This window comes from cyanobacterium endosymbiont of Epithemia clementina EcSB (assembly GCF_029919255.1).
Taxonomy (GTDB): Bacteria; Cyanobacteriota; Cyanobacteriia; order Cyanobacteriales; family Microcystaceae; genus Rippkaea.
The window spans coordinates 853,286-875,861 of record NZ_CP123991.1; the positions used below are offsets into that span (position 1 = coordinate 853,286).

The 22,576-nt window shown below is 32.2% G+C and carries 17 protein-coding genes and 1 pseudogene; 8 read left to right on the forward strand and 10 right to left on the reverse strand.

The window, feature by feature from the left end; translation table 11 throughout:
* Positions 1-155: 155 nt before the first annotated feature.
* The gene (locus tag P3F56_RS02800; RefSeq protein WP_281153289.1) at positions 156-305 is read left to right on the forward strand and encodes a hypothetical protein; all 150 of its coding nucleotides are present in this window, start codon (positions 156-158) and stop codon (positions 303-305) included.
* A gap of 1,735 nt (positions 306-2,040) precedes the next feature.
* Here P3F56_RS02800 and serS read toward each other — a convergent pair.
* The gene (gene serS / locus P3F56_RS02805) at positions 2,041-3,324 is read right to left on the reverse strand and encodes a serine--tRNA ligase (protein WP_281153290.1); all 1,284 of its coding nucleotides are present in this window, start codon (positions 3,322-3,324) and stop codon (positions 2,041-2,043) included.
* A 1,351-nt stretch (positions 3,325-4,675) separates the two neighbouring features.
* On the opposite strand from serS, the gene mtnA reads away from it, so the two are divergent.
* Together mtnA and fabZ are read left to right on the forward strand one after the other, a co-directional pair.
* Positions 4,676-5,728, forward strand: coding sequence for an S-methyl-5-thioribose-1-phosphate isomerase (gene mtnA, locus P3F56_RS02810; RefSeq protein WP_281153291.1), 1,053 nt, complete (start codon positions 4,676-4,678; stop codon positions 5,726-5,728).
* 264 nt (positions 5,729-5,992) lie between these two features.
* Positions 5,993-6,445 carry a 3-hydroxyacyl-ACP dehydratase FabZ gene (gene fabZ, locus P3F56_RS02815; protein ID WP_281153689.1) on the forward strand — a complete coding sequence of 151 codons (453 nt, stop codon included), beginning with the start codon at positions 5,993-5,995 and terminating at the stop codon, positions 6,443-6,445.
* 2,102 nt (positions 6,446-8,547) lie between these two features.
* On the opposite strand, the gene mgtE is transcribed toward fabZ, so the two are convergent.
* Entirely contained in the window at positions 8,548-9,936 is a 1,389-nt protein-coding gene (gene mgtE / locus P3F56_RS02820; RefSeq protein WP_281153292.1) for a magnesium transporter, read from the reverse strand.
* A 387-nt stretch (positions 9,937-10,323) separates the two neighbouring features.
* On the opposite strand from mgtE, the gene ilvN reads away from it, so the two are divergent.
* Positions 10,324-10,854 (forward strand): acetolactate synthase small subunit, encoded by a 531-nt coding sequence (gene ilvN / locus P3F56_RS02825; protein WP_281153293.1) that lies wholly within the window; start codon positions 10,324-10,326, stop codon positions 10,852-10,854.
* On the opposite strand, the gene P3F56_RS02830 is transcribed toward ilvN, so the two are convergent.
* Together P3F56_RS02830 and P3F56_RS02835 are read right to left on the reverse strand one after the other, a co-directional pair.
* Positions 10,839-11,054 (reverse strand): hypothetical protein, encoded by a 216-nt coding sequence (locus P3F56_RS02830; protein ID WP_281153294.1) that lies wholly within the window; start codon positions 11,052-11,054, stop codon positions 10,839-10,841. The genes ilvN and P3F56_RS02830 overlap by 16 nt on opposite strands.
* Before the next feature lie 393 nt (positions 11,055-11,447).
* Entirely contained in the window at positions 11,448-11,813 is a 366-nt protein-coding gene (locus P3F56_RS02835) for a DUF2237 family protein (RefSeq protein WP_281153295.1), read from the reverse strand.
* A gap of 2,411 nt (positions 11,814-14,224) precedes the next feature.
* On the opposite strand from P3F56_RS02835, the gene P3F56_RS02840 reads away from it, so the two are divergent.
* Entirely contained in the window at positions 14,225-14,725 is a 501-nt protein-coding gene (locus tag P3F56_RS02840) for a Tic20 family protein (RefSeq protein WP_281153296.1), read from the forward strand.
* Here P3F56_RS02840 and P3F56_RS02845 read toward each other — a convergent pair.
* Positions 14,685-15,512 carry a fumarylacetoacetate hydrolase family protein gene (locus tag P3F56_RS02845; protein WP_281153297.1) on the reverse strand — a complete coding sequence of 276 codons (828 nt, stop codon included), beginning with the start codon at positions 15,510-15,512 and terminating at the stop codon, positions 14,685-14,687. The two genes, P3F56_RS02840 and P3F56_RS02845, sit on opposite strands and share 41 nt — an antisense overlap.
* Before the next feature lie 170 nt (positions 15,513-15,682).
* Between P3F56_RS02845 and rpsF the strand changes: the two genes are divergently transcribed.
* Both rpsF and aroQ read left to right on the forward strand, forming a co-directional pair.
* Positions 15,683-16,039: a 30S ribosomal protein S6 gene (gene rpsF, locus P3F56_RS02850; protein WP_281153298.1), complete on the forward strand. Its 357-nt coding sequence runs from the start codon at positions 15,683-15,685 to the stop codon at positions 16,037-16,039.
* 461 nt (positions 16,040-16,500) lie between these two features.
* A complete protein-coding gene (gene aroQ, locus P3F56_RS02855; protein ID WP_281153299.1) occupies positions 16,501-16,965 on the forward strand; it encodes a type II 3-dehydroquinate dehydratase in 465 nt (154 codons plus the stop codon).
* 1,681 nt (positions 16,966-18,646) lie between these two features.
* On the opposite strand, the gene lpxD is transcribed toward aroQ, so the two are convergent.
* Positions 18,647-19,693 (reverse strand): UDP-3-O-(3-hydroxymyristoyl)glucosamine N-acyltransferase, encoded by a 1,047-nt coding sequence (gene lpxD / locus P3F56_RS02860; protein WP_281153300.1) that lies wholly within the window; start codon positions 19,691-19,693, stop codon positions 18,647-18,649.
* A 322-nt stretch (positions 19,694-20,015) separates the two neighbouring features.
* Here lpxD and P3F56_RS02865 point away from each other — a divergent pair, with 322 nt between their 5' ends.
* Complete coding sequence (locus tag P3F56_RS02865) at positions 20,016-20,246, forward strand: ferredoxin-thioredoxin reductase variable chain (protein WP_281153301.1); 231 nt, start codon at positions 20,016-20,018, stop codon at positions 20,244-20,246.
* Positions 20,247-20,530: 284 nt separating this feature from the next.
* Here P3F56_RS02865 and P3F56_RS02870 read toward each other — a convergent pair.
* The 4 genes and pseudogenes from P3F56_RS02870 to P3F56_RS02885 form a co-directional block, all read right to left on the reverse strand.
* Positions 20,531-20,731 (reverse strand): annotated as a pseudogene (locus P3F56_RS02870) (sugar nucleotide-binding protein); the annotation flags it as partial.
* Positions 20,732-20,999: 268 nt separating this feature from the next.
* Positions 21,000-21,716, reverse strand: a complete 717-nt coding sequence (locus P3F56_RS02875; protein ID WP_281153302.1) for a 4'-phosphopantetheinyl transferase family protein — start codon at positions 21,714-21,716, stop codon at positions 21,000-21,002.
* 33 nt (positions 21,717-21,749) lie between these two features.
* Positions 21,750-22,055 carry an ATP-binding protein gene (locus tag P3F56_RS02880; protein ID WP_281153303.1) on the reverse strand — a complete coding sequence of 102 codons (306 nt, stop codon included), beginning with the start codon at positions 22,053-22,055 and terminating at the stop codon, positions 21,750-21,752.
* A gap of 6 nt (positions 22,056-22,061) precedes the next feature.
* Entirely contained in the window at positions 22,062-22,187 is a 126-nt protein-coding gene (locus tag P3F56_RS02885) for a hypothetical protein (protein ID WP_281153304.1), read from the reverse strand.
* Positions 22,188-22,576: the final 389 nt, after the last annotated feature.

The window sequence follows — 22,576 nt, forward strand, 5'->3', positions numbered from 1 at the left end:
AGCCGTAGCTTAACTAAAAGAAGCTCAAGTTAATTTAGACTTAGAGGATATTAAACATCTTAAGGATAGTAAAGTTCTAAAAATTCATCCTTATCTAGGAAAAAATGTTAATGATACTAATGAAAATGTGAAATTAGGATAGACTAATAAAATTAGTGATAATTGCTAAAGTGTATGAAGGTGATATTCATCAGGTCAAGATTAATAAACCAGATAAAATGAAAAGTGAGAACAACACCGTTCCTGGAGAACTTCAAGAAACGGTACAAAAAATTCGCTTACAGATTAATCATAAATATTTATAAAAAACTGAGCTTGCGGCTGATATAGACGTCAGAGTAATTAAATTTAAAATTGTCTTTAATACTAAATTGAGTCAGCAAATTTATAAATCAACTTAAGTGAAGTTTATCGTCAATTTTATATAAAAAATATTAATTAAAACTGTAAAAATTACTTTTATAAATATTTAACTGATGTCTTGATAATTGGACAACTAGAGACTTTAACTAAATTCGTTAAGTTCCTTTAAGGTAGACTTTGGTAACTTTATAAAAAATAAGATTTTAATAATGTCGAATATATCACTTATCTTTTTATTTAAAAAATATTAATTTTGATAGCTGGGTTAAATTTTGATCAAAATATAATTAACCTGGAACTAGGGAAAATATTTCGATTATTAAACTGTGGGATGCTTTTTTATTTGATAATTTCTTTTCTTTATAATCTTGTCTTTTTGTTGAATTATTTAATTAATAGAAATTATTAAGAATAGAAGTTCTTACTCACTCAAATAAAGCTTTAAAAACATTGTATATATAAAATATATTCGGTATAAATGAAACCTCAGTTATTAATTTATATTAATTAATAACAGCTTTTGCTAAAGTGGAAAAGGGAGTAAATTCATATTTATTTTTTAAAGTCAAACCCCCATGTTTATATTTAAAACATCTAAGTTATTTTAGTAATTTATCTTTTTTTAAAAAAATACTAAAAGTAAATATGTATTTTTACACACACTTTTAGTTAAGTTAAAATGACTACAATCAGTTTTTTCTCTGGAAAAGATAATAAAACTTGCAATAGATACGCTTATTGTTTGCTGACTTTTGTATACAGATATGTTCCATTATTTAGCAGAACATACAACATTAAAAATCATAAAATATACATAGTTTTACTTATTAATAAAAGTTTCTCAAAAGGCAATTCTTTTAAGTTATGTTATATTTATCCTGAATTTTGATAAATCAAAATTACTTGAACAAAATCCAGCTAAAGTAATTGGATTATAAATTATAATATTTATAGCAATTGATATGTTATATTCCTGCTATATCAACTGGTTAAAGGTTATAAACTAGTCAATACAGCAGATGCCTTTTTTTTAAAAAAATAATTATAAAAAAAAATATATCAGCATTATTATAAATATTGATTGTATTTAGTAATTAAAATTTTTACAAACGTATTCTATTTAATAGAGATTGAATTTCAAAAGGAGGATAAGCTGTAATTATTACTTGTAATTCAGAGTTTATAAAAAACAACTTTATCAACCCTGATGATAGGATTGTAATCACCATAAACAGGTAGTTAAAACGTTTGAGGATATAAATTAGTAGTAAATCTAAACAGGTACTAGTTAAAATTAATCGTAACATTGGTAACATCTTCCAAGCAAAACAATTTATTATGTTTATTGACTTTCACACCTACTTTAGTCAGTGATGCTAAAAATAGTTTTGGTCGATAAATTTACTATTTAATTTGAAAGTCAATCTGGCTATAAATATAGTTAGTTTAATGTGAAAATTAGCTTAAGAATAGGACTGTATTATTTTAATTGTTACTCACGATAATCGTATGCTAGATCTAGCTGGTCGTATGACTAAACTAGAATATGGATATCTAGTAACCTAGGCTGTTTAATTTCAACTGTGCTTCAGTCTGTAACTTGGTAGAGTTGGCAAGAGCACAATAGGATCTAAAAATCATCAAGAAAAAACAAAATTTTATATCTACCCTATAAAGTTATAGGATATCTCGTTTTAAATATTTTTGTAAAACATCAGGAATTTTAACAGTTCCATCAGGATTTTGATAATTCTCTAAAATAGCAGCCATAGTGCGACCAATTGCCAACCCTGAACCATTTAAAGTATGGACGTATTGAGTGCCTTTTTTGCCTTTTTCTCTAAAGCGAATATTAGCCCGTCTTCCCTGAAAATCTCCACAATTAGAACAACTTGAAATCTCTCGATAGGTTCCTGATGATGGCAACCAAACCTCCAAATCGTAACATTTATTCGCCCCAAACCCTAAATCACCCGTACACAATTCCAAAACTCGATAGGGCAATTTTAACGCCTTTAAAATGGCTTCAGCGTTGTTCACTAAGCTTTGGTGTTCCGCCTCGGACGTTTGAGGATGAACAATCTTCACCAACTCCACTTTATGAAACTGATGAAGACGAATTAGTCCACGGGTATCTTTTCCATAACTCCCTGCTTCCCGTCGAAAACAAGGGGTATAGGCACAATGTTTAATGGGAAGTTGTTCCGCTTCCAATATTTCCTCTCGATACAAGTTAGTTAAAGGTACTTCTGCTGTGGGGGCTAACCAGAGGTCATCTTCGCTACATTTGAAGCTTTCTTCTGCAAATTTGGGTAATTGTCCAGTTCCTTCCAAAGAAGTGCTATTGACTAAGACAGGGGGCACCACTTCAAGATAACCAACCTCCACCTGGCGATCAAGCATAAAATTAATTAGAGTACGTTCTAGAGCCGCTCCTGCTCCTATTAGGGCAATAAAGCGACTTTGGGCTATTTTCACCGCTCTTTCTACTTCTAAAATCCCTAATCTTTCGGCTACTTCCCAGTGGGGTATAACTTCAATTTTCGGTAAATATTCGTCTCCCCAGCGACGGACTTCCACATTTTCTGTTTCATTTTTACCTAGGGGAGTTGAGTCACTCGGAAGGTTAGGAAGTTGAAGTAATAAAGCTTCTATTTCAGCTTTTAATTTTTTTTCTCGGGGTTCTAATGCGCTTAGTTGTTTTTTTAGGTCATTTCCTTCAGTTTTAAGTACTTTAATTTCTTCCCCTTTGGGGTTACTACCACTTTTAATTTTCTGTCCAATCAGTTTCCCAATTTCGTTACCACGAGCCTGTAATTGAGTTCGAGTGACTTCTAATTCCCGTGAAGCACGATCACGGTCTAAAATAGAACTTAAATCATATTCACTGGAAGTACTGCGACGATTAAGACGTTCTTGAATATATTCTGGATTTTCTCGAATCTGTTTTAGATCTAACACCGAAGACTCAACCCCTTAACTAAAATTTTTCCTCTGTTAGGATAGCTGATTTTGGGCAATGTATTAAAATGGTCTTTATTTATTTTTAGACTCTAGGTTAGAAAACTAAAATAATTTTCTTGAAAGAACATAGATAATCGAATACTTGTCTACCTCATCAAACTACTCCTTAATTAGGAGTCATAAAATTGACAAGTATTCGATTATTTCAATTCAGTGTAAATATATTGTCAGTACTACTAAAATTTTAAGAAAAATAAAAATCTCGAATAACTGCCATGTGCGGATTTTAGACATCCTACTATTTCCCGATTTAACTGGACTTATATCTTCGAGAAGATTATAGATACAACTATCAAATAGGAGTTTGTTTAGTTTTTTTTAAAAAAATTCTTTTTCGATAAAATAATAAACAGATTATCCAATAGTTTTCTGCAGATTATCTTAGTAGTTTTATTTTAAATGAGAAGAATATCAGGTTTTAGTCCTCGAAAAGTGTAAATATTTTTACCCTAAACATAGAAATGTTAGCAGTCATGATTTGAATTAGTTAGATAAGAACTTAATAAATTGAAAACATAAAAAAAATAATAGTTTAAATACAACTAAATATTAGATCACATTATATGATTGTATTTTTTTGCAAAAGCTTAATATTACTTTTTATTTTTTAAAACAGAGTTGACTACCTACCATTAAGTATTTGATGTCTTTAATGAAGTTTTCTGTTTATATTAGATTATTTTCTAATATAAATAGAAAACCTTAAGTATCAGTATCAATCAGGAGGTTAATTATCACATTGATTATTGAACAAGTGTTTGTTTCTCTACTGACTGGGCTTTCTTAATTTGAGATAAATTTTAGTATAAAATATCTTCAAGAAACCTACTTAGTTAATTCTCTGATAACTACTGTTTTTATCTTTTGGCTTAATTATTATTTTTGAATCTTATTTTCAGATAAGAACTTGACAGTGATTATAATAGTTTGGGTGTGATTGGAAACTATCAAATATAGTACAAATCTTCTAGTTCCTAGTTGGGCTAGTTTAGTTATTCATTAGTCTAATAAGTTTAGAAAACATTAGATACTCTTTGCTAGCGCCGTTGATCCTATTTATAGGAGTGATTGAATGATTGTTTTATTTTTAAGTTTCTCTGGTTAGCTCAAAATCGCTCAATATTCTTGAGTTACGTTAAACACTAGAGGTGCCTTGTCAAAAATTTTAAAACAAGAATTTCTTTATTTTTATAAATCTACTGACCATCGTAATGGTAAAAAATAATATTTATCGGGTATCTTGTATCAAGATCTTATTAAAATTAGTTTTGCTTGATTGTTCTTGTTTATGAAATCACCAATTCTCCCTATCTATCCCGTACTTTGGAATAATGGCAAGGTGTTGCTCATTGATCAAACGATATTGCCTGATAAATATGCCTTGGTAGAAATTACCTGTTATGAACACATGGCTAAAGCCATTAAAACTATGATTGTCAGGGGTGCACCAGCTATTGGAATTGCGGCAGCCTATGGCATGTATTTAGGGGCCAGGGAGATTCAAACGAAAAAAATGAATGAGTTTTTAATACATCTTGAATCTGTAGCACAAAAACTACGAGAGACTCGCCCTACAGCCGTTAATCTTTTTTGGGCAATTTCCCGGATGCTGAGCACAGCGTATGAAAGTGTAGGAACAGTCGAAGAGATTAAAAAAATTCTGTTGAAAACAGCTCAAACCATTCAAACAGAAGATTTACAAACCTGTCATAAAATTGGTCAGTATGGCTTAGAAGCGTTGCCTAATAGTCCTCAACAATTAACTCTCCTTACCCATTGTAATGCAGGTGCATTGGCAACGGCTGGGTATGGTACAGCCTTAGGAGTAATTCGTTCGGCCTGGACTAAAGGAAGATTAAAAAGGGTCTATGCCGATGAAACTCGGCCTCGTCTTCAAGGAGCTAAATTAACCGCCTGGGAATGTGTACAAGAAGGTATTCCAGTTACTGTCATTAGTGACAACATGGCCGCCCACTGTATGAAACTTGAAAAAATTGATGCGGTGGTAGTGGGGGCTGATAGAATTGCCGCTAATGGGGATACTGCTAATAAAATTGGGACATATTCCCTAGCAGTTGTAGCAAAAATGCACAATGTTCCTTTTTTCGTTGCAGCCCCTTTATCTACCATTGATTTTAACTTAGAGAACGGAGATCAAATTCCTATTGAAGAACGTCATCCATCTGAAATTTACCAGGTAGGAGAGACTCAACTTTGTCCTAATGGTGTTGATTATTATAATCCAGCTTTTGACATCATGCCAGCCAGTTTAATTGATGCTTTTTTGACGGAAAAAGGGGTTATTAAACCAAATGAACTTTTGAGGCTCAAAAAAGTTTAATTTACACCACTGAGTACGCTTATAGTAATAGTTGTCCAATTGCTCAGACATTTTCACCAAAGTGTTTGGTTAACTGTTACAGTCATAGTTATTTTAAACTAATTTAACAATCCAATTTAGATGTGAGCTAAAAATATGAAACAATAAGAAAGATCTAATTTTATTCTGAATAACCGATCACCATAACGAATTTCTATGTCCACTGTAACTAATACTAATACGACTCATACCTCTCAAGAGTTAAGTGAAGATAAACAAGAATTAATGGAAAATTCTTCCATTAAAACAACTTTCACCGTTCAAGAAATCCAAGAATTACTTCCCCATCGCTATCCTTTTGCCTTGGTTGATCGTATTATTGATTATGTCCCTGAAAAAAAAGCTGTCGGGATTAAAAATGTGACCATTAATGAGCAGTTTTTTATGGGGCATATTCCTGCTCGTCCCATTATGCCAGGGGTATTAATTATCGAATCGATGGCTCAAGTTGGAGGGGTTATTTTAATTTTACTTCCTGAGATGAAAGGCCAGTTTTTTGCTTTTGCAGGAATTGATAAAGTACGTTTTCGCCTTCCTGTAGTTCCAGGAGATCAGTTAGTTATGACGGTAGAATTGTTAACGTTTAAACGGAATCGCATTGCTAAAATGAAAGGGCAAGGTGTAGTTGATAAACAAGTAGTTGTAGAGGCAGAAATGTTATTTTCTAGAATTGATTAATACCTTAAATTTTATAGTAGGAATTTGGCAGTTTTAAGATAGATTTTAATTTAATTAATATCCATAATTATTATTATAAGTTATGAAAATGTTAAAGCAGTATCTAAAAATAAGAGAAATAAATAAAAAAGGTAACGTTGTCCTTGTTGCTGCTGCCAGGAAACTAAATATAGTTAAACGAAGACTAATGGTCATCTCAGTTAAGACAATATTTAAGATTCCTCCAGTCATCAAATTATTCGTTAGATCACTAAATCAGGTTTTCTATAGTTCAATGTATCGGTACTCAATCTCCCAATAACAACTGTTGAAAATTACGTCTCAATATGTCTCCCTGCATCAATCAATAATGGAGTAGAAAATGCTAAAGTTACAACAGAATTTAACCAACCTTATGGCGACTTATCCTGAATACAGTAGACAAATTTGTGACTAAGAAATTAATAGACAAAAAGTACACTTTTTAACCGCTACCCATAAATTATTTTCAAAGTAATCATAATCTTTTAATTCTACAGCTGCTATTTGACATATATCTTATTTCACTTCTTCTAATAAATAGATACTATTGATAATAGTATTTATTTCTTGGGAATTTTTTGCCTAATCTACAATGGATAAAGCTGATAAGTTATAACGTTAAATTAATCAAGCAAATTCTTCTTAAATGGTGTCGATACAAGAATAAACTATATCTTTTTTCAGAATTTATTGTGAAGTTTGCTCAGGATAAGCTAGGATCAAGTATCTTAAGGATGTAATTCTTAGTACTTGGTATAATTTATCTGTTTTCTCAAAAAAATAACTGACCTAAGACACTTTAACTAATTGATATATTCCTCCTGTACTTCCTCTGCCGTTAATTTCTAAGTACGTTGGGTATACTTGTAAATCATAAGGGGCCCTGCCGTAATGCTTAAGACAACTGAGTAACAATGAGGTAACTTTAGACTTTAAATTTATCAGGAATTAATTGTCTAATAAATTGCCACACAAGTCTAGAGGATAATTTATCAAATAATTGAATCTGATCATCAGGGAACATACTGTATATAAGTCAAAATACGACGAGGTCGTAAAATAGTAATCGTCAATAGTCCTTGCGCCCTGTTGTTGTCTAACAACAGGGCGCAAGGACTATTTAGTTTTGAAACCTAAATCGAGAGAAGGTTGTTCAGGCAAATGCGTATAAGCTATCAGTCGAGTAAAAAGGCTAACAAAATAGTTAAAATATTTAAACATCTTTAACATTAAATCTAAGAGATATTTTCAAGTTAGCCGTTAACTGTTTTGATAACAGAAGACTGATGAATAAAATACAATTTTATTCGTCAGTCTTCTTAACTTTTTGTTCATTTTATCTTGATTAAAAGTAATAAATTCAAGTTTTTTTAGAAAAATATTCTTAATAGTTAATAAACAATATTTTTAAAAAATTTAATCATTTATCAATTAAGTTTTACCCTAGTCAAATAACACGTTTACTGTTATTTATGTTAACTGAAGTTAACTTAAAAGTTAATAATTTACCAAGATCGTTTATATAAACTACGTTTATATACTTAATGCTATCCTATAGAATTTGTATCTCATACAACTAAGTCTTTAAAAATATGGTGTGTTCTAGTATAAAATTCATGAAAGACTTCTATTTTAGTAAAATTAATAAAACTAATTTCTGTAATTTTTTTTGACGAGAAAGAAAAACTATTAAATGAGACATTAAATGAGACACTAAATAAATTTTAAATACTAGTAAAACAGAAAAAGACTATTATTCAATAATAATAATAAATTTATTTTACATAAACAAATAAGCTAAACTCTTTTTGAGTTTAGCTTATTTAGAGAACTTGTTATTTTTTACATTTAAAGTTTATTTGTTTAGCATTTCACTAGTTAATTCTACATCACAAGTTTAGTAGAAATTTAATAAAAAGATGGTGAACTTCATAGTTTTTTTTGTTTCAGTAACAATCCAAGTTTACGACAGACGATATCTTTATCTTAAAGATATATTTAAAATTACTTTTTGATTATTTAAAAACTCTATTTGATAGATTTATTATTAATATTTAATTCTGTTTATCAGAGATAAAAGCTTAAATACCCAAAAACAGTCGAGCCAAATTGATATAAATAAAAATTCCTAAAATATCAACAATAGTAGTAATAAAAGGAGCAGACATCAAGGCAGGATCTAAACCAAAAGATTTAAAAATATAGGGAAATGCTGCCCCAGTTGTTGCCGCAATTATACTAATTACTAGTAAACTTATTCCTACCGTTAAGCCCACTTCTTGATGTCCCAAAAATAAGAAAATACCAATAATAACTAATGATCCTAAAATAATTCCCAATAATCCACCACTAACTAATTCACGAATAATAACACTAACAGGTTTTTTATCCCTTAAAGCTTCTGTACTCAATCCCCGAATAACAACAGTCGAAGATTGTGCTCCTACATTTCCTCCTGCGCCAATTAGTAAAGGTGTAAAAAAAGCTAGGGCAACAGCTTCATCTAATACCGCTTCATACTGACTCAGAATAATTACTGTTACTGAGTTGGTTATTAACAATAATAACAGCCAAGGAATCCTTTTTTTTACCACTTCAAACAGACCGACTTGGAAGTAGTTATCTCCTTGAGATTCTACCGCTACCATTTTATAAAAATCCTCTGTAACTTCTTCTTGAATTATATCAATAACATCATCAACAGTAATAACTCCTAAAAGATTTTCATCTTTATCCACAATGGGTAAAGCTAATAAATCATAACGTTGAATAAGTCTAGCAACTTCTTCTTGATCAGTATTAGTATAAGTATAAATTACATCCTGTGTCATAATTTCCCCCAAAGTTTGATCCGGTTCAGCAATAATTAAATCTTTAAGGGATAAAATACCAATGAGACGTTTATTAATATCCGTCACATAAATATAATAATTAACTTCTGATTTATGAGCTAATGTTCTTAGTTTTTCTTGTGCTTTGGTTGCAGTTAAATGTTCTTTAAGGGCAATATATTCAGGGGTCATAAGTCGCCCTGCATTGTCGCTTTGGTAGCCTAATAGAAGAGCAGTGACCTCTCGTTCTTTTGGAGCAATTTGGGCAATTAACCTTCGAACTAATTTAGGGGGTAATTCATCAAATAATTTAGCCCGATCATCCGGGGACATATCATTAACAATAGCGATGGCTTCTTGATCATGAAATTCTTTAATTAATGATTGTTGTACTATCGGATCAAGATATTCATAAACATCTATTGCTTCTGATTTTGTCAGAAGACGAAAAGCTATTATCTGTAAGGTTTTTGGCAAGTCTTCAATTGCTTCAGCAATATCCACAGGTTGAACAGGAACAAGCAAAGTTTTAACCCCTTCATAGTTTTTCTGCTCCAGTAAAAGTTGAAGTTGGATACGAACTAATTCTCTAAGTTTATTAGGAGAACCAATAGGAGTGGTCGTATCAGCATTCATCATTATTAATACTCCTTTATCTATAGATTTAGACTATACTCAGTTTAAAGGCAAAACAGCTTATTTCTGAAAATTATTTAAGCTCTGATTATCAAGTTCGAGTATTTTGTTTCCATCCTTTTAAAAAAATCTTGATTTTTTCTTTTCACAATAAATTTTCGTGACTAATCTTTGTGATTAACTATTTGATTTTTGAGAATTTATTAACAAAACAATAAAACTCTCAGATAAAAATAGGAAAAATATTTTATATATTACGAATATCCTTGATTATGGTAATATAATAGGCTAAGGAAAAACTGATCATGTCATAGTAAGGTGTAGCATACAACCTTGATAAAAGTGGTTAGTCAGTCCGAACTTTTTAGCAGATTTAGTAATGAATTAAGCATGAAACATACCCTATCTGTTTTAGTTGAAGACGAAGCCGGGGTTTTGACTCGAATTGCAGGCTTATTTGCCCGTCGTGGCTTTAATATTGAAAGTTTAGCTGTCGGTCCTACTGAGACAGTGGGAGTCTCCCGTATAACTATGGTTGTCCCTGGAGATAATGACAGTATTGAGCAGTTGACTAAACAACTGTACAAGCTAATTAACGTTCTTAAAGTTAATGATATTACTCAGACTCCCTGTGTAGAACGGGAACTTATACTCGTCAAAGTTAATGTATCAGCTGCTAATCGTGCCGAAGTGATTGAACTAGCCCAGGTGTTTCGAGCTAGAATTGTCGATATTTCTGAAGAGACAGTTACCATAGAAGTAGTCGGTGACCCTGGTAAAATAGTGGCCATTATCCAAATGTTAAATAAATTTGGGCTTAAAGAAATAGCACGAACTGGAAAAATTGCCCTGGTACGAGAATCTGGTGTTAACACAGAATATCTAAAATCCCTCGAGGCAAAACTTCAAAGTTTTTCTTGATAAATTGATTGGAGTAGGTTTTCCAATTGTTCCTCCCGACAAAGTTCAATCAGCTCATAGAAAACCTCCAATAATTTTGCGCAACTATCCCCATGCATGGGACTTAACCCCCAAATATCGTTGATCCAATCTTGTGGATGAGTATCCTCAAAAATTAGGCGTTCTAGAAGTTGTTTTGCTTCGGTTTTGGAAATGGTCATTTTCGTTAAAAATCACTTAATTATTGTCATCATCATGGACCAAAAAGTAGAGAGTGCAAGCCTCAGTTTTTAACCATGGTAACAAGCTTAACAGGCAATTTATTGCAGCTCTACAAAATCCATACTAGTTTATTTTGACGCCAACAAAATCAGCACTAAATGATAGAAAGACTCAATTTATCTAAAATAAATACTTACAGTTAAATGCTTACAGTCAAAGAATATTCTAAATAGAGCCTTGGGTACAATGGGCTGAATTGGACTAACTCTTAGGTACGAACGTCAAGTACGAACGTTTGTAGAGACCGGTCTACTGCTATTGATGACTTGCCGAAATGATAGCAAAATAGGTCTTTGAAAAAAGAACTCCACGAATATAATTCGTGGGGAGTATTAATTCAACTCATATTGTTTTAGGTCTCTAAAAGAAATTATTTCTAATGCTCTAACATGGGTCGCTTCTAGGATAATTCGGGGAGCAACTCCGACTTCTAAGGCTTCTTGCCAGCGTGACGCACATAAACACCAGCGATCACCTGGTTTTAACCCAGGGAAATTGTACTGAGGAATAGGAGTGCTAAGATCATTACCCCGAGATTTAGTGAACCCAAGAAATGCCGAACTCATTTGGGCACAGACGACATGAACCCCATAGTCTTGGACCCCTGTACGACAATAGCCATCTCGATAATATCCCGTCATTGGGGAAGTGCAACATGCGATCAATTTAGTCCCCAGGACGTTTCTAGGTTCTGTCATTTTTATAATTTTATTCAGAGAACTACTTCTGATAACGATCATATCATATCAGTATTAGTATCAGAAAATATGGATTGAACTTAATTCAAACATGTTTCAATCAATTCATTATCAGTTATTAATAAATATATTTTTATTGGTAGAGATTAGAAAAACTATGAACTCTTCGTGCTGAAACTGAAAAATAAGTAACATCACTAGTTCATCAGCAAAAGATTCTTGTTTTATACGAATTTTATCTTTTACTATTTCTAATAGCAGTTTTTAAAAAGATGGTTAAATTCTCATTTTCTTTTGAGCTATTGAGTTTAATAGCGATTAAATTCAATAGCTCAATAAAAAGCAATCATAAAAAACTGAGCTCTTCTTAGAATATCTACTGTTGTGGAAGACATAGTCAGGCAACATTATGAGCTAAAATTATCGGATTTGGTGTGGTTAAATTTATACTACCATTGGTTATTTGATTGATGAATTTCTGCAATCGAAAACAAATTAATGTACCGATAACCATGAAAAAATCGTGAAATTGCTAAATTTTTGAAGAGATTGAGTTAGTTAGTCAAGTTAAAGCTCTTCTATTTTCATATTGAGTAGACTAATAATATAGGTTCTCCAAATTTTTAATAAATATTTCTAGATATTGTTGAACAATCAAACTACTATAAACTGGCTAATCTTGATTGACTTTATAAGTTGATTTTAGGTTTTTATGAGTGAATAGTTTTTAAAAATTTTTAATCATTACTTAATTTATAATTATGGTTACATCCAGGAAATTGCAAAGAAAGCGATTTAGAAAAAATACATTTACTCTAGAAAAATCTTTATATATTAGCAATTCTAATTTAGAAGAACATTTTGTTAATGGTTAGTCTTTCAAATGCTAAATTAAATGTAGAAGACTAGTATTATTTTACCAAATAAGATTGGATTGATTTTTTTGCCTATCACACAAATAAAGATAATTTAATTAAATTAAAAGAAATGAATATAGATACTCATTCTATAGAATATCTCCACTCTAATAGTAGACAAAATCTATTTTAAGAATAAAGAATAAAAAATAATTAATAATTTATATTATGATATCGTCTACCGCCTCTTAAATTTGTTAAATTGTAATGTTTAAGCTAAAAAAGCTTGTCTAGACTAGCCATAACACAATTTTAATAAACAAAAGCTAAAATCTTGTTTTGTAGGGTCTTCAAAATTGTGAAAATAAAGTTTTTGTAGTTATACAATACAGTAAAAATAATAATTTTGGACTTTACTAGCTGCCAATTTATCATCCCTAGTCTAGAAGGGGACTAAAAACTAATAACCATATATTAAGAGTCATTACAACTTAGAGAGAAAACTAATTTTAAATTTGTAGACATCTTGTCTTATTCTCTGTAGGGTACAGTAAAAGCAATTAGTCAGATCAATAATAGACTGAAAAATAATCAATTTTAAAAACAGAGTTAAACAAAATTTATTTAGCAGAAGCTGGTTAGTCAATAAAATTTAAAAACTTATATAAAACTTATTTTTTTACTGGTTACTTATAGTTCAAAATTCTGAAATAAATGCTCCTCTAGCCTAGAACTTATTATTAGTGATATAAAATTTAATTTCAAATTACTAATAATAAAAATTTTTAAACCCAGTATTTTTTGACTTATACAAAAAATACTGGGTAATTATTTCTATCAGTTTGATGTACGTCGCTAAAATAGAACCTAAGTTTTTTATGTCGTTTAAAAACTTATGACTGTATTCACTGATAACTTCTTACTTTTATAAGTTATCCATGAGCTCACCTAATTAAATTATTATATTACACATCACTAATTTAGAATATTTACTTTCTTTACAAACAAAAAAATGTTATTGTTAATAACTATTATTTATTATGATATTAATCATCATAAATAATAGCCAGTGTGTTGATAAAATGTTTACTACTGCCTTAAGCTTTACGTTATTCCTTGTTATAGACAGAATTAGATAATATATAAAAATAATTATACATAACGATAACTATTTTTTTAAAAATAGCTAAGAATAACCTCAATATATTCAAGTAATTAATACCAAAAATTAATAAGGTAAATTTTAAAAAATCTATTTTTTGATAGATTCTTTTGATAGATAAATACCTTTGAAATAATCTTAAACGAATTTGAGTAAATCTACAAGAGGTGTTAAAAAATAAAAGAAGTTAAGTTTTAATTAGGTTTAACTCTCAACTTAGATAACAAGACTTATTAGATAATAGACAACAGTAAATAGTTAACCAATAATTCAAAGTAGGATTTAATGGTCATTGCCTCATCAGCTGACAACTAATGTCAAGTTACAAAATATGGCAGATATTGTTAAATTAAAGAGTAGACATAATCAATCACTCATAGGAGACAAGTATTATGGCTTGGCGCGGGTCTATAGAGATTAAAGATCGCATTTTTGGAACTTTGGTTTATTGTTTCGCTATTTTCGATGCAATATTTTTTAGTACCTTTTTAGTTAACCAATTTCCTGTTTTTAGCTTTTTTTTACTACCAGGGTTTCCCATTGCAGTTGTTTACAGATTTTCCGTTCAATTGTTTGGGATGTTTGGTAGTTTTCTGGTTTTTATGATCCTCTTTTTGGGAATAGTTCGTAATGATAGGATCAGCCACTTTGTCCGCTACAACACTATGCAAACTATTCTGATTGGAATTCTACTATCGCTGATTCAACTAGTTATGCAATGGGTTCTTGTCCCTGCTTTGGGCAATAGTAGCCTACTCATAGAAACTCTGTATAACGTTGTGTTCCTAGGTTCCATTGCAGCTTCCTACTATTCAATGATTCAATCAGTTTTGGGGCGTTACGCTGAAATTCCTACGATTTCTGAGGCGGCATATTCTCAAGTTCGTTACTAGAGGTTTGAGGCACAAAAGCAGGCATTACAGGATTTTCCAAACTACCAATTCCTTCAATTTCAACCCTAATCTTATCTCCTACTTTAACTGGACCTACCCCTTCTGGTGTTCCTGTGAAAACTACGTCTCCTGGCATTAAAGTCATAATATGGGAGATATAAGAAACTACAGCTTGCGGTGAAAAAACCATCTCATGAATTAACGCTGATTGTCGAGGCTCAGGCTCATCATTGACAAAAGTCTGTATTTTAGCTCCTGCACTTAATTCTCGCACAATCCAAGGACCGAGAGGACAGAAGCTATCAAACCCTTTAGCCCTTGTCCATTGATCATCTTTTCTTTGTAGATCGCGAGCAGTAACATCATTGGCAATGGTATATCCCCAGATTTTGGTACGAGCTTGTTGAGGTGAACAATTTTTGGTAATCTCGCCCATCACTAGAGCTAATTCCCCCTCATAATCAACCCGTTGGGATTGAGGAGGATAGTAGATCGGCTGACTATCAGGAGTTAGGGTTGAAGGGGGCTTAAGAAATAATAAAGGTTCTTGGGGAACCATATTACCAAGTTCAGCAGTATGGGCACGGTAATTCCTCCCCACTGCTATGATTTTAGAAGGAAAACAAGGGGCTAACAAATGATAATTATCAGCTCCTAGAATAATGTCAGTCAGTTGTCCCCCTTGCCAGGGAGCAGCATTTAACACTGTCACCGTGCGGTTGGGGTTAAGGGAGCCGTAGTAGATTTTTCCTTGAGCAGTTTTGACTCTAACGTAGCGTTGCGCCATAGCAGTATACGGTCAGTTAAATAGATTTTAAGTCGATAGGGTAACAGATATACTAGCGTTAAATTTTCTAATCGTAGTATGATCTCATCTGGATCTGTTTAAAAGACTTCCCTTGCTTCTCAAGCTTAAAGCTGTAGAGGAGCCAATTTGTCCACAAGGAGACTACCGTTATGAATGAAAGTTACGAAATGTTATACATTCTGCGCCCCAGTTTATCAGAAGAACAGGTGCAGCAAGAAGTGAGTAAATATGAAGATTTTCTAAAAGAGTACAATGTAATCGATCTTCAAACTAAAATTTGGGGTAAACGGCGGCTAGCTTATCCAATTCAACGGTACTTTGACGGAATTTATGTTCAAATGAACTACCAGGGTGAAGGGACTCAAGTAGCTCCCTTAGAACGAGCACTGCGCTTAAGTGACGAAGTAATTCGCTATTTAACTATTAAAGTCAAGAAAGCTGCTTCAAAAGAGCTAGATGCCGACATTGGAGTCCAAGAAGAAGTAGAACAAGCTGTTGACAGTTAAAAGCTAAAGGGGTAATTGACGAGACAAAACCCGTAGATAGGGGTCAGGGGTAATCTGTCCCAAATTTGTGATTGATCCTCTGCCCCAATACCATTTCAATATTTCAACAAGCAGTGTCCATCTCAAAAACCTTGTGTTAAAATTGACACACCTATAAAATTTGTTTATAAACTGGTTTGTTGTTGTAAGTACTTAGAACAACTCGCGCAGTTCTTGAGGTGAGTCTGTCTTGAATTGATTCTGTTGCCTATTTGACAAACCTCACAGAAAACCGCTTAAACATATTCATCAGGAGCTGTCTGTACTAATGGACTATTTGGAGAAAGTTCTGGAAAAGCTCAAAGAATGGGCACAAAAGTTAATTGAGACGTTACTCGGTCCGCACGCTGAGCCTGAACCTGAGCTGCTCCCTGTCCCTGTCAACGATCCACAGCACCGCCGCTAGGCACAGTTGGTCTGAAGTGTGTTCTGAAACTTTTAGGCGACTTAATATTCTGGTTCTTCACGGTCCTAACCTAAATCTGTTAGGGAAAAGGGAACCACTTGTTTACGGCTCTGTTACTTTAGATAGTATAAACTGCCTTCTAAAAGAGGAGGCAGACGGTCTTGGCTTTAGTCTGGAATGTATGCAATCCAACCACGAAGGAGTTTTGGTGGATGCTATTCATGATGCTTCGGATAAATACCAAGGGATCATCATTAATGCCGGAGCCTACACCCACACTAGCATTGCAATTAGGGATGCTTTATCTGCAGTGAAAGTCCCCACTGTTGAGGTTCACATGAGTAATATTTATAAACGGGAAGATTTTCGCCATCATTCTTATATTGCTGCTGTTGTTATCGGACAAATTAGTGGTTTTGGTGTGCATAGTTATAAACTAGGGTTATACGCTTTGGTCAATATTCTAAGAAGTGAGAAGTGAGGAAATTTTTTTTGTAGGATAAGAATTTAGATTGACTATTTTTTCTCAGATTATAGTGAGAACAGGATTTATAGGAAATAATGAAGTCAATTTACTGTGACTATCAGCGAGATTAAGCCTTTAGGCTTCATATTATTTCTAAGACAGCTGTATTCTTGATTGGAAGTATTATTGTTTGCTCTGTAGCTTCTAATGATTTTTCACTGGAAGATAGAGATGATTATAGCTCGATTTTATGGCGGCTGCCGACTTGGAATCATGTTTTCCTCAACTAACTTTGAATGTCACTAGTTCTGACTTTAAAGATGAGTCTTTCCCCTATTCACTGTCAAAGGAGTCGATAGCCATGTTTTGTTAAATCTCAACCACCTCATTAATCTCTACCGTAAAGTTAGTTGTCGCACTATATATTTCTAATACTGGGATGAGAATGACAGACAAGACAAAAATTTTAACTACAAAATCGATTACAAATCCATATTAGTTTATTAATATCTTTTTTCCAGATTGTTAATTTTTTCAAGTAAGTTTTAATAAATTTTTCTTATTGAAAAAGCCATCTCTTTATATGTTGTAGTATCGGATGCTGAGAAGTATATCTAAATTTTTAAAAAGTTACCTAATTCTTTTTGTTACAAAGCATTATTTTTGGTAGTCCATCTCCGAGATAATTCTTTAAAGTAAATGTCATATTCTTAATTATATAAAATCTTGACTTTCTTATTCAAATGAACTAGGATTTAGAGCTAAATAAAGTTTTATAAATATTTTTTATATAGATTATTCTTTCCTTATCATAGTTTTTTTTGATACAAAAGTAGTTATGACAAGTAAAAAATATGTCTAAAATAAAGCTGTATTTTCAAATAAATTAGGTAACAATTAAGAATATCAAACAGAATATGTACAAGATTTTGGAGTAGTCAGTGCTGTTTGTGATAATCGCCTGTTAGATAATATTGTAAACTAATAACCTAATTATACGTAGTATTTCGATCTAGACACCCAATTAAGACTTTCATAGTAAAAATATTCTTGATATCGCTCAAAAAAATGCAGTAGATTGTAAATCTAATATTACAGTTGCTAAAAGTTATAAGAAATTTTTTTATTGCATCAATAGATGATTACATAATAAGTAGTGAGTTAGTTATTTTTTATTTAAAACTGATGGGAGACAAACTCAAGATCAACACAGATAATAAAACTTATTAATTAATTGAATCACTCTGTTTGTTAATAAATCTAAAGACAATACTTTTCTAATTAAAATTAATCTATAACTTTAAGGATAGTTATTAGTAAATTTTTAAAAAATTCTTGTTACCATCTTAACAAGAATAAAACTAAAAATAATGATAATTATAAAAAGGCATTTAAAAAAATAAAAAAATGAGCTGATTAAATGAGATAAAGTAGTAAAAACAATGAATAAAAAAGTAATTTTTAGAAAATTATGTAAAAATAACAATAAGTTTAAATTTTAAAAAATAAAAAAGAAAAATATAGAAAGTGAGTCACTTAAAATAGTTACATAAATTTATTTTTATTCAAAAAAAATTAAAATAAATAATTAATTTGCACAGTGTTTAAAACAAATAACAACCGACCTAGTTTTTAACTTTTACTCCAGAAAACTAGGCTGTTATAGCAGATAAAATCTTAAATTTTCATGAAAACACTAACTTTTTTCAATCTTTTTTTGCAGACGTTTTAGGGTTTGGTACATTTCAGGAAGGCGTTTATAGATAGCAGAAACTTTCAGATACAATTTATTAGAAACTGCAGGACTACTAGAGACTATTTCGCCCGGAGAAATATTATTAGTAATACCTGTCTGGGCTGTAGCAATAACCCCATCTCCAATGTTAACTTGATTAGCCACCCCTACCTGTCCAGCTAAGATTACCCCACGTCCCAACCTGACGCCTCCGGCTAAACCAACTTGTCCAGCCAAAGCACAATTATCGCCAATTTTGCAACTATGGGCAACATGGACCAAATTATCCAGTTTGGTATTACGTCCAATACTAGTGGTACCTACGGCAGGACGATCAACCGCGCTATTACAGCCAATTTCTACTCCATCCTCGAGAATTACACAACCTGATTGTTCCATTTTAAACCAACCTTGAGGGGTTGGAACAAATCCAAAACCCTCTGAGCCAATAGCTGCTCCACTATGAATTACGCAATTAGACCCAATTTGTGTACATTCATGGATAGTACAGTTAGCATGAAGGATTGTACAATTTCCGAGGGAAACTTGTGGATAAATGACTACATTGGGATGAATACAGACGTTATCCCCTATAGTTACATCGTGTGCAATAACGACATGGGGACCAATATAAATATCTTTACCAAGCTTGACCGAGGGATCAATGACAGCACTTGGATGAATACCTGGAGCAGGGTGAAAAGGTTGATAAAACAGATTAATCACATGAGCGAACATTAAACGGGGTTCTTGGATAGCTATCCAAGCAATTCCCTTTTCACTAGCTCGATTCTGTAATGCCTCATCAAGGGGTAATATAAGGGCACTAGCGGCTGTTTTATCAACCATAGCAGCAAATTTATTTCCCTCGATATAGCTGAGTTGTCCTGTTATCGCTTCATCGACGGGGGCGAGTCCAATAATATTAGGGTTATTATCGGGGTGATTAGTTAAGCTGGAATTGATGACTGAGGAATTAAGCTTTTTGATAATTTCATTGAATTTCATTATTAATTTTCCTTGAAACCTGATTAAATTGAAACATGATTAAATTTTGGGAAGTTGTTGGTTATCCCTCTGTAGACCTCTGACGACGATAATTGTGGCAAGGATTTAAGAAAACTTTTAATCAAGTAACTATACCAAGATCAACCTCTATTATCCTAAGTTACCTTTAAGGGAAAAAGTTAGTTAACTCAGTAGGCTAAGTCTAAAGTAAGTGATAAGCTGGTCTAGATGTTATCTAAACAATTACTCACCGCTTATTATCATCGATAATAGATGATTAACAGTGAGCTTTATCCCCTTAACCGTACAATTAAGAACACACATGAAAGTTGGCGATCGCGTCCGTGTTATGGCATCTACTATTGTTTACCATTACCCTCAGCATAAAAAACAGCCCTTCGATCTCAAAGGGATGGAAGGAGAAATCATTGATATTATTACAAATTGGAAAGGAAGGCCCGTCAGCAGCAATTTTCCCGTCTTAGTCAAATTTGACAAACGGTTTAAGGCTCATTTTCGAGATCATGAACTAGAAGTGATCAAACCCGAATAGGAATTTATCTAAACTTGGGGAGAATAATTTTTATAGACTTCCCAAGAGTTAATTACCTACAGTTTGTGGCGCAGTCAGATCTTACTGATAATCCTCTGTTACAGCTTTAGCCTAGAAGGAAGTTCTTAGTTAACTAAAAAGTTTTTTCTCCGAATGTTTTTTGTCTGTGAAAAACTGCTTATTCGATCAATTTTTAAGATAAAAGTAAAGTTAACTGGAGCGCTGCTTTAACATTTTAGCTAAATAATTGCGCAAATAGGGGCTTTAATTCCCTAAAACATCAGTTATTTTTGATTGAAAAGAACAGAGTAGGCTGGAGAATTAACACGAGGGGTATTTTGTTTACCATCGAAGACATAATCTGTGAAAACATGAAAGAGAAAAGTATCTGGTTTTTGAGATTTTTCTGCCATAATTGTGGGAGCAATTCCATTGATGGCGAAAGCAATCTTAGATTTACTTTCGGTTTGATCAACAGCAGTATAAGCAGCGGCAGCATTTACTTATATCAGGCTCGATTTCCTGTATTCCCTTGTGGATTTGGTCAGGTTGAGCTAGAACAATAATTTTGCGGTTTGGTTTATACAGAAGACTTCTCTAATAGTTATTAGAGTTTGCTTTAATTCTTGACCTAATTGTCCGTCAGTTCCTATTAATAAAATTTTTGACATCAGATTTTTCATTACAAATTTTAACTCGTAATTGTACAGAGAATGGGGCCACTTTGAAGAGTTGAATATGCCGTCTACCTTCTCAAACAGTCCAATAACTCAATTTCCATTCGTTAGTCTGAAAAACTATTGCTCCTTGATAATTAGGGTGTGGTATTAAAAAGGATGTAGTCCAGTTTAACAGAGATTGATTCTTGGGTAACTTGAGCAATTGAGGACAAGAGTCAAGGGAGACTTCTACTTGATCGAGTCCTCCACCAATTCCCTCTCCTGTAGCCTTTAAATAGGCTTCCTTGGCTGTCCAAAGTTTAAAAAAAGTTTTTTCCAGATCAGGAGAAGTTAGAAGGTTAATGTGATTATATTCTTGGAAACAGAAAAAACGTTTAGCCAGTTTCTTGGCCTCTGACATAGGACGAATGTATTCAAGATCAACTCCTATAACACGATTGCAGGTTACACCATAAATCGCTAATTCGTTGGAATGCGAAAGGTTAAACTGTAACCTATTCCCTCCTAATTTATTTGTTAATCGTGGTTTTCCTCGTGAACTATAGGTAAATTCAATTGTTGGAGCCGGGATATTTAAGTATCGACCTAAAATTGTTTTTAGAGTACCTCTAGCTACAATGAAGCGTCGTTTATGTTTTTCAAAAGAAAACTTTTGAGCTTTTATTTTTTCTTCTTGATTGAGTATTTCAAAGCACCTATTCACTTCTAAATCTGAGACTTTTAGGTGTTGTTTCCATAAGTGAATATCCGATGGATTTATGGTTAGGCAATTGGGAGATTTAAGCCACATTAGATATTTATTAAAAATTTTACCACTAATAATCTAAGCAACCGAAAGATAGAAGGTAAAGATACTTCCTCTTCCTAATTTGCTCGTAACTTCCATTTTTACCCCTTGTAGTTCTACTAGACGGCGGGTAATAGCTAATTCGATCCCTGCTTCTCCAGAATAACTTGGTCTGGATTTATCTGCACGCCAAAATCTTTCAAAGACATAGGGTAAATTTTCAGGTTTAATGCCAATTACTGTATCAATGATAAACATAAAAATTCGTTGATAATCGCACCAATTTTTAACGAAAATTATTCCTTTTTCAGGATAAAGCATAGCATTTTCTAATAAATTCACTAAAATCTATTCAATGCGATATCTATCTCCTAATACTAGAGATAAATCTTTAGGACAGTCTAATTCAATTACTGGACTGTTATCAAGAATTTGAGCAGAAAATATTTCTACTAAAGTGATTAACATTGGCATAAGATTCAAGGGCTTCAGACTAATTGACAAATACTCAGCTTCAGCTTAAAAAAGTTCCTGAACATCTGGGATCAATCGCTCCAAATATCTTGTTTATTTAAGTAATTTTAAATAAAGTTCTGAAGAGAAGTCAATGGATTCATCAGCTAATTTTTTTAAATATTTTCTATTTTTTGTTAAATAAATTTTTATTTTATGTATTTAATCTCTAATTAATTCTGGTCTTTTTTGATAAAAATTTCCTAAACTACTGGTCATATAATTAGAACTTTTTTTCAGCTGCTTAAGTTCAGTAATATCATATCCTGGTATTATTTCTTGCTACTTTTCATTAACTATTTTTTGTATCATATATTTTGTTTAAATATTTAAAATAAACTAAGTATAAT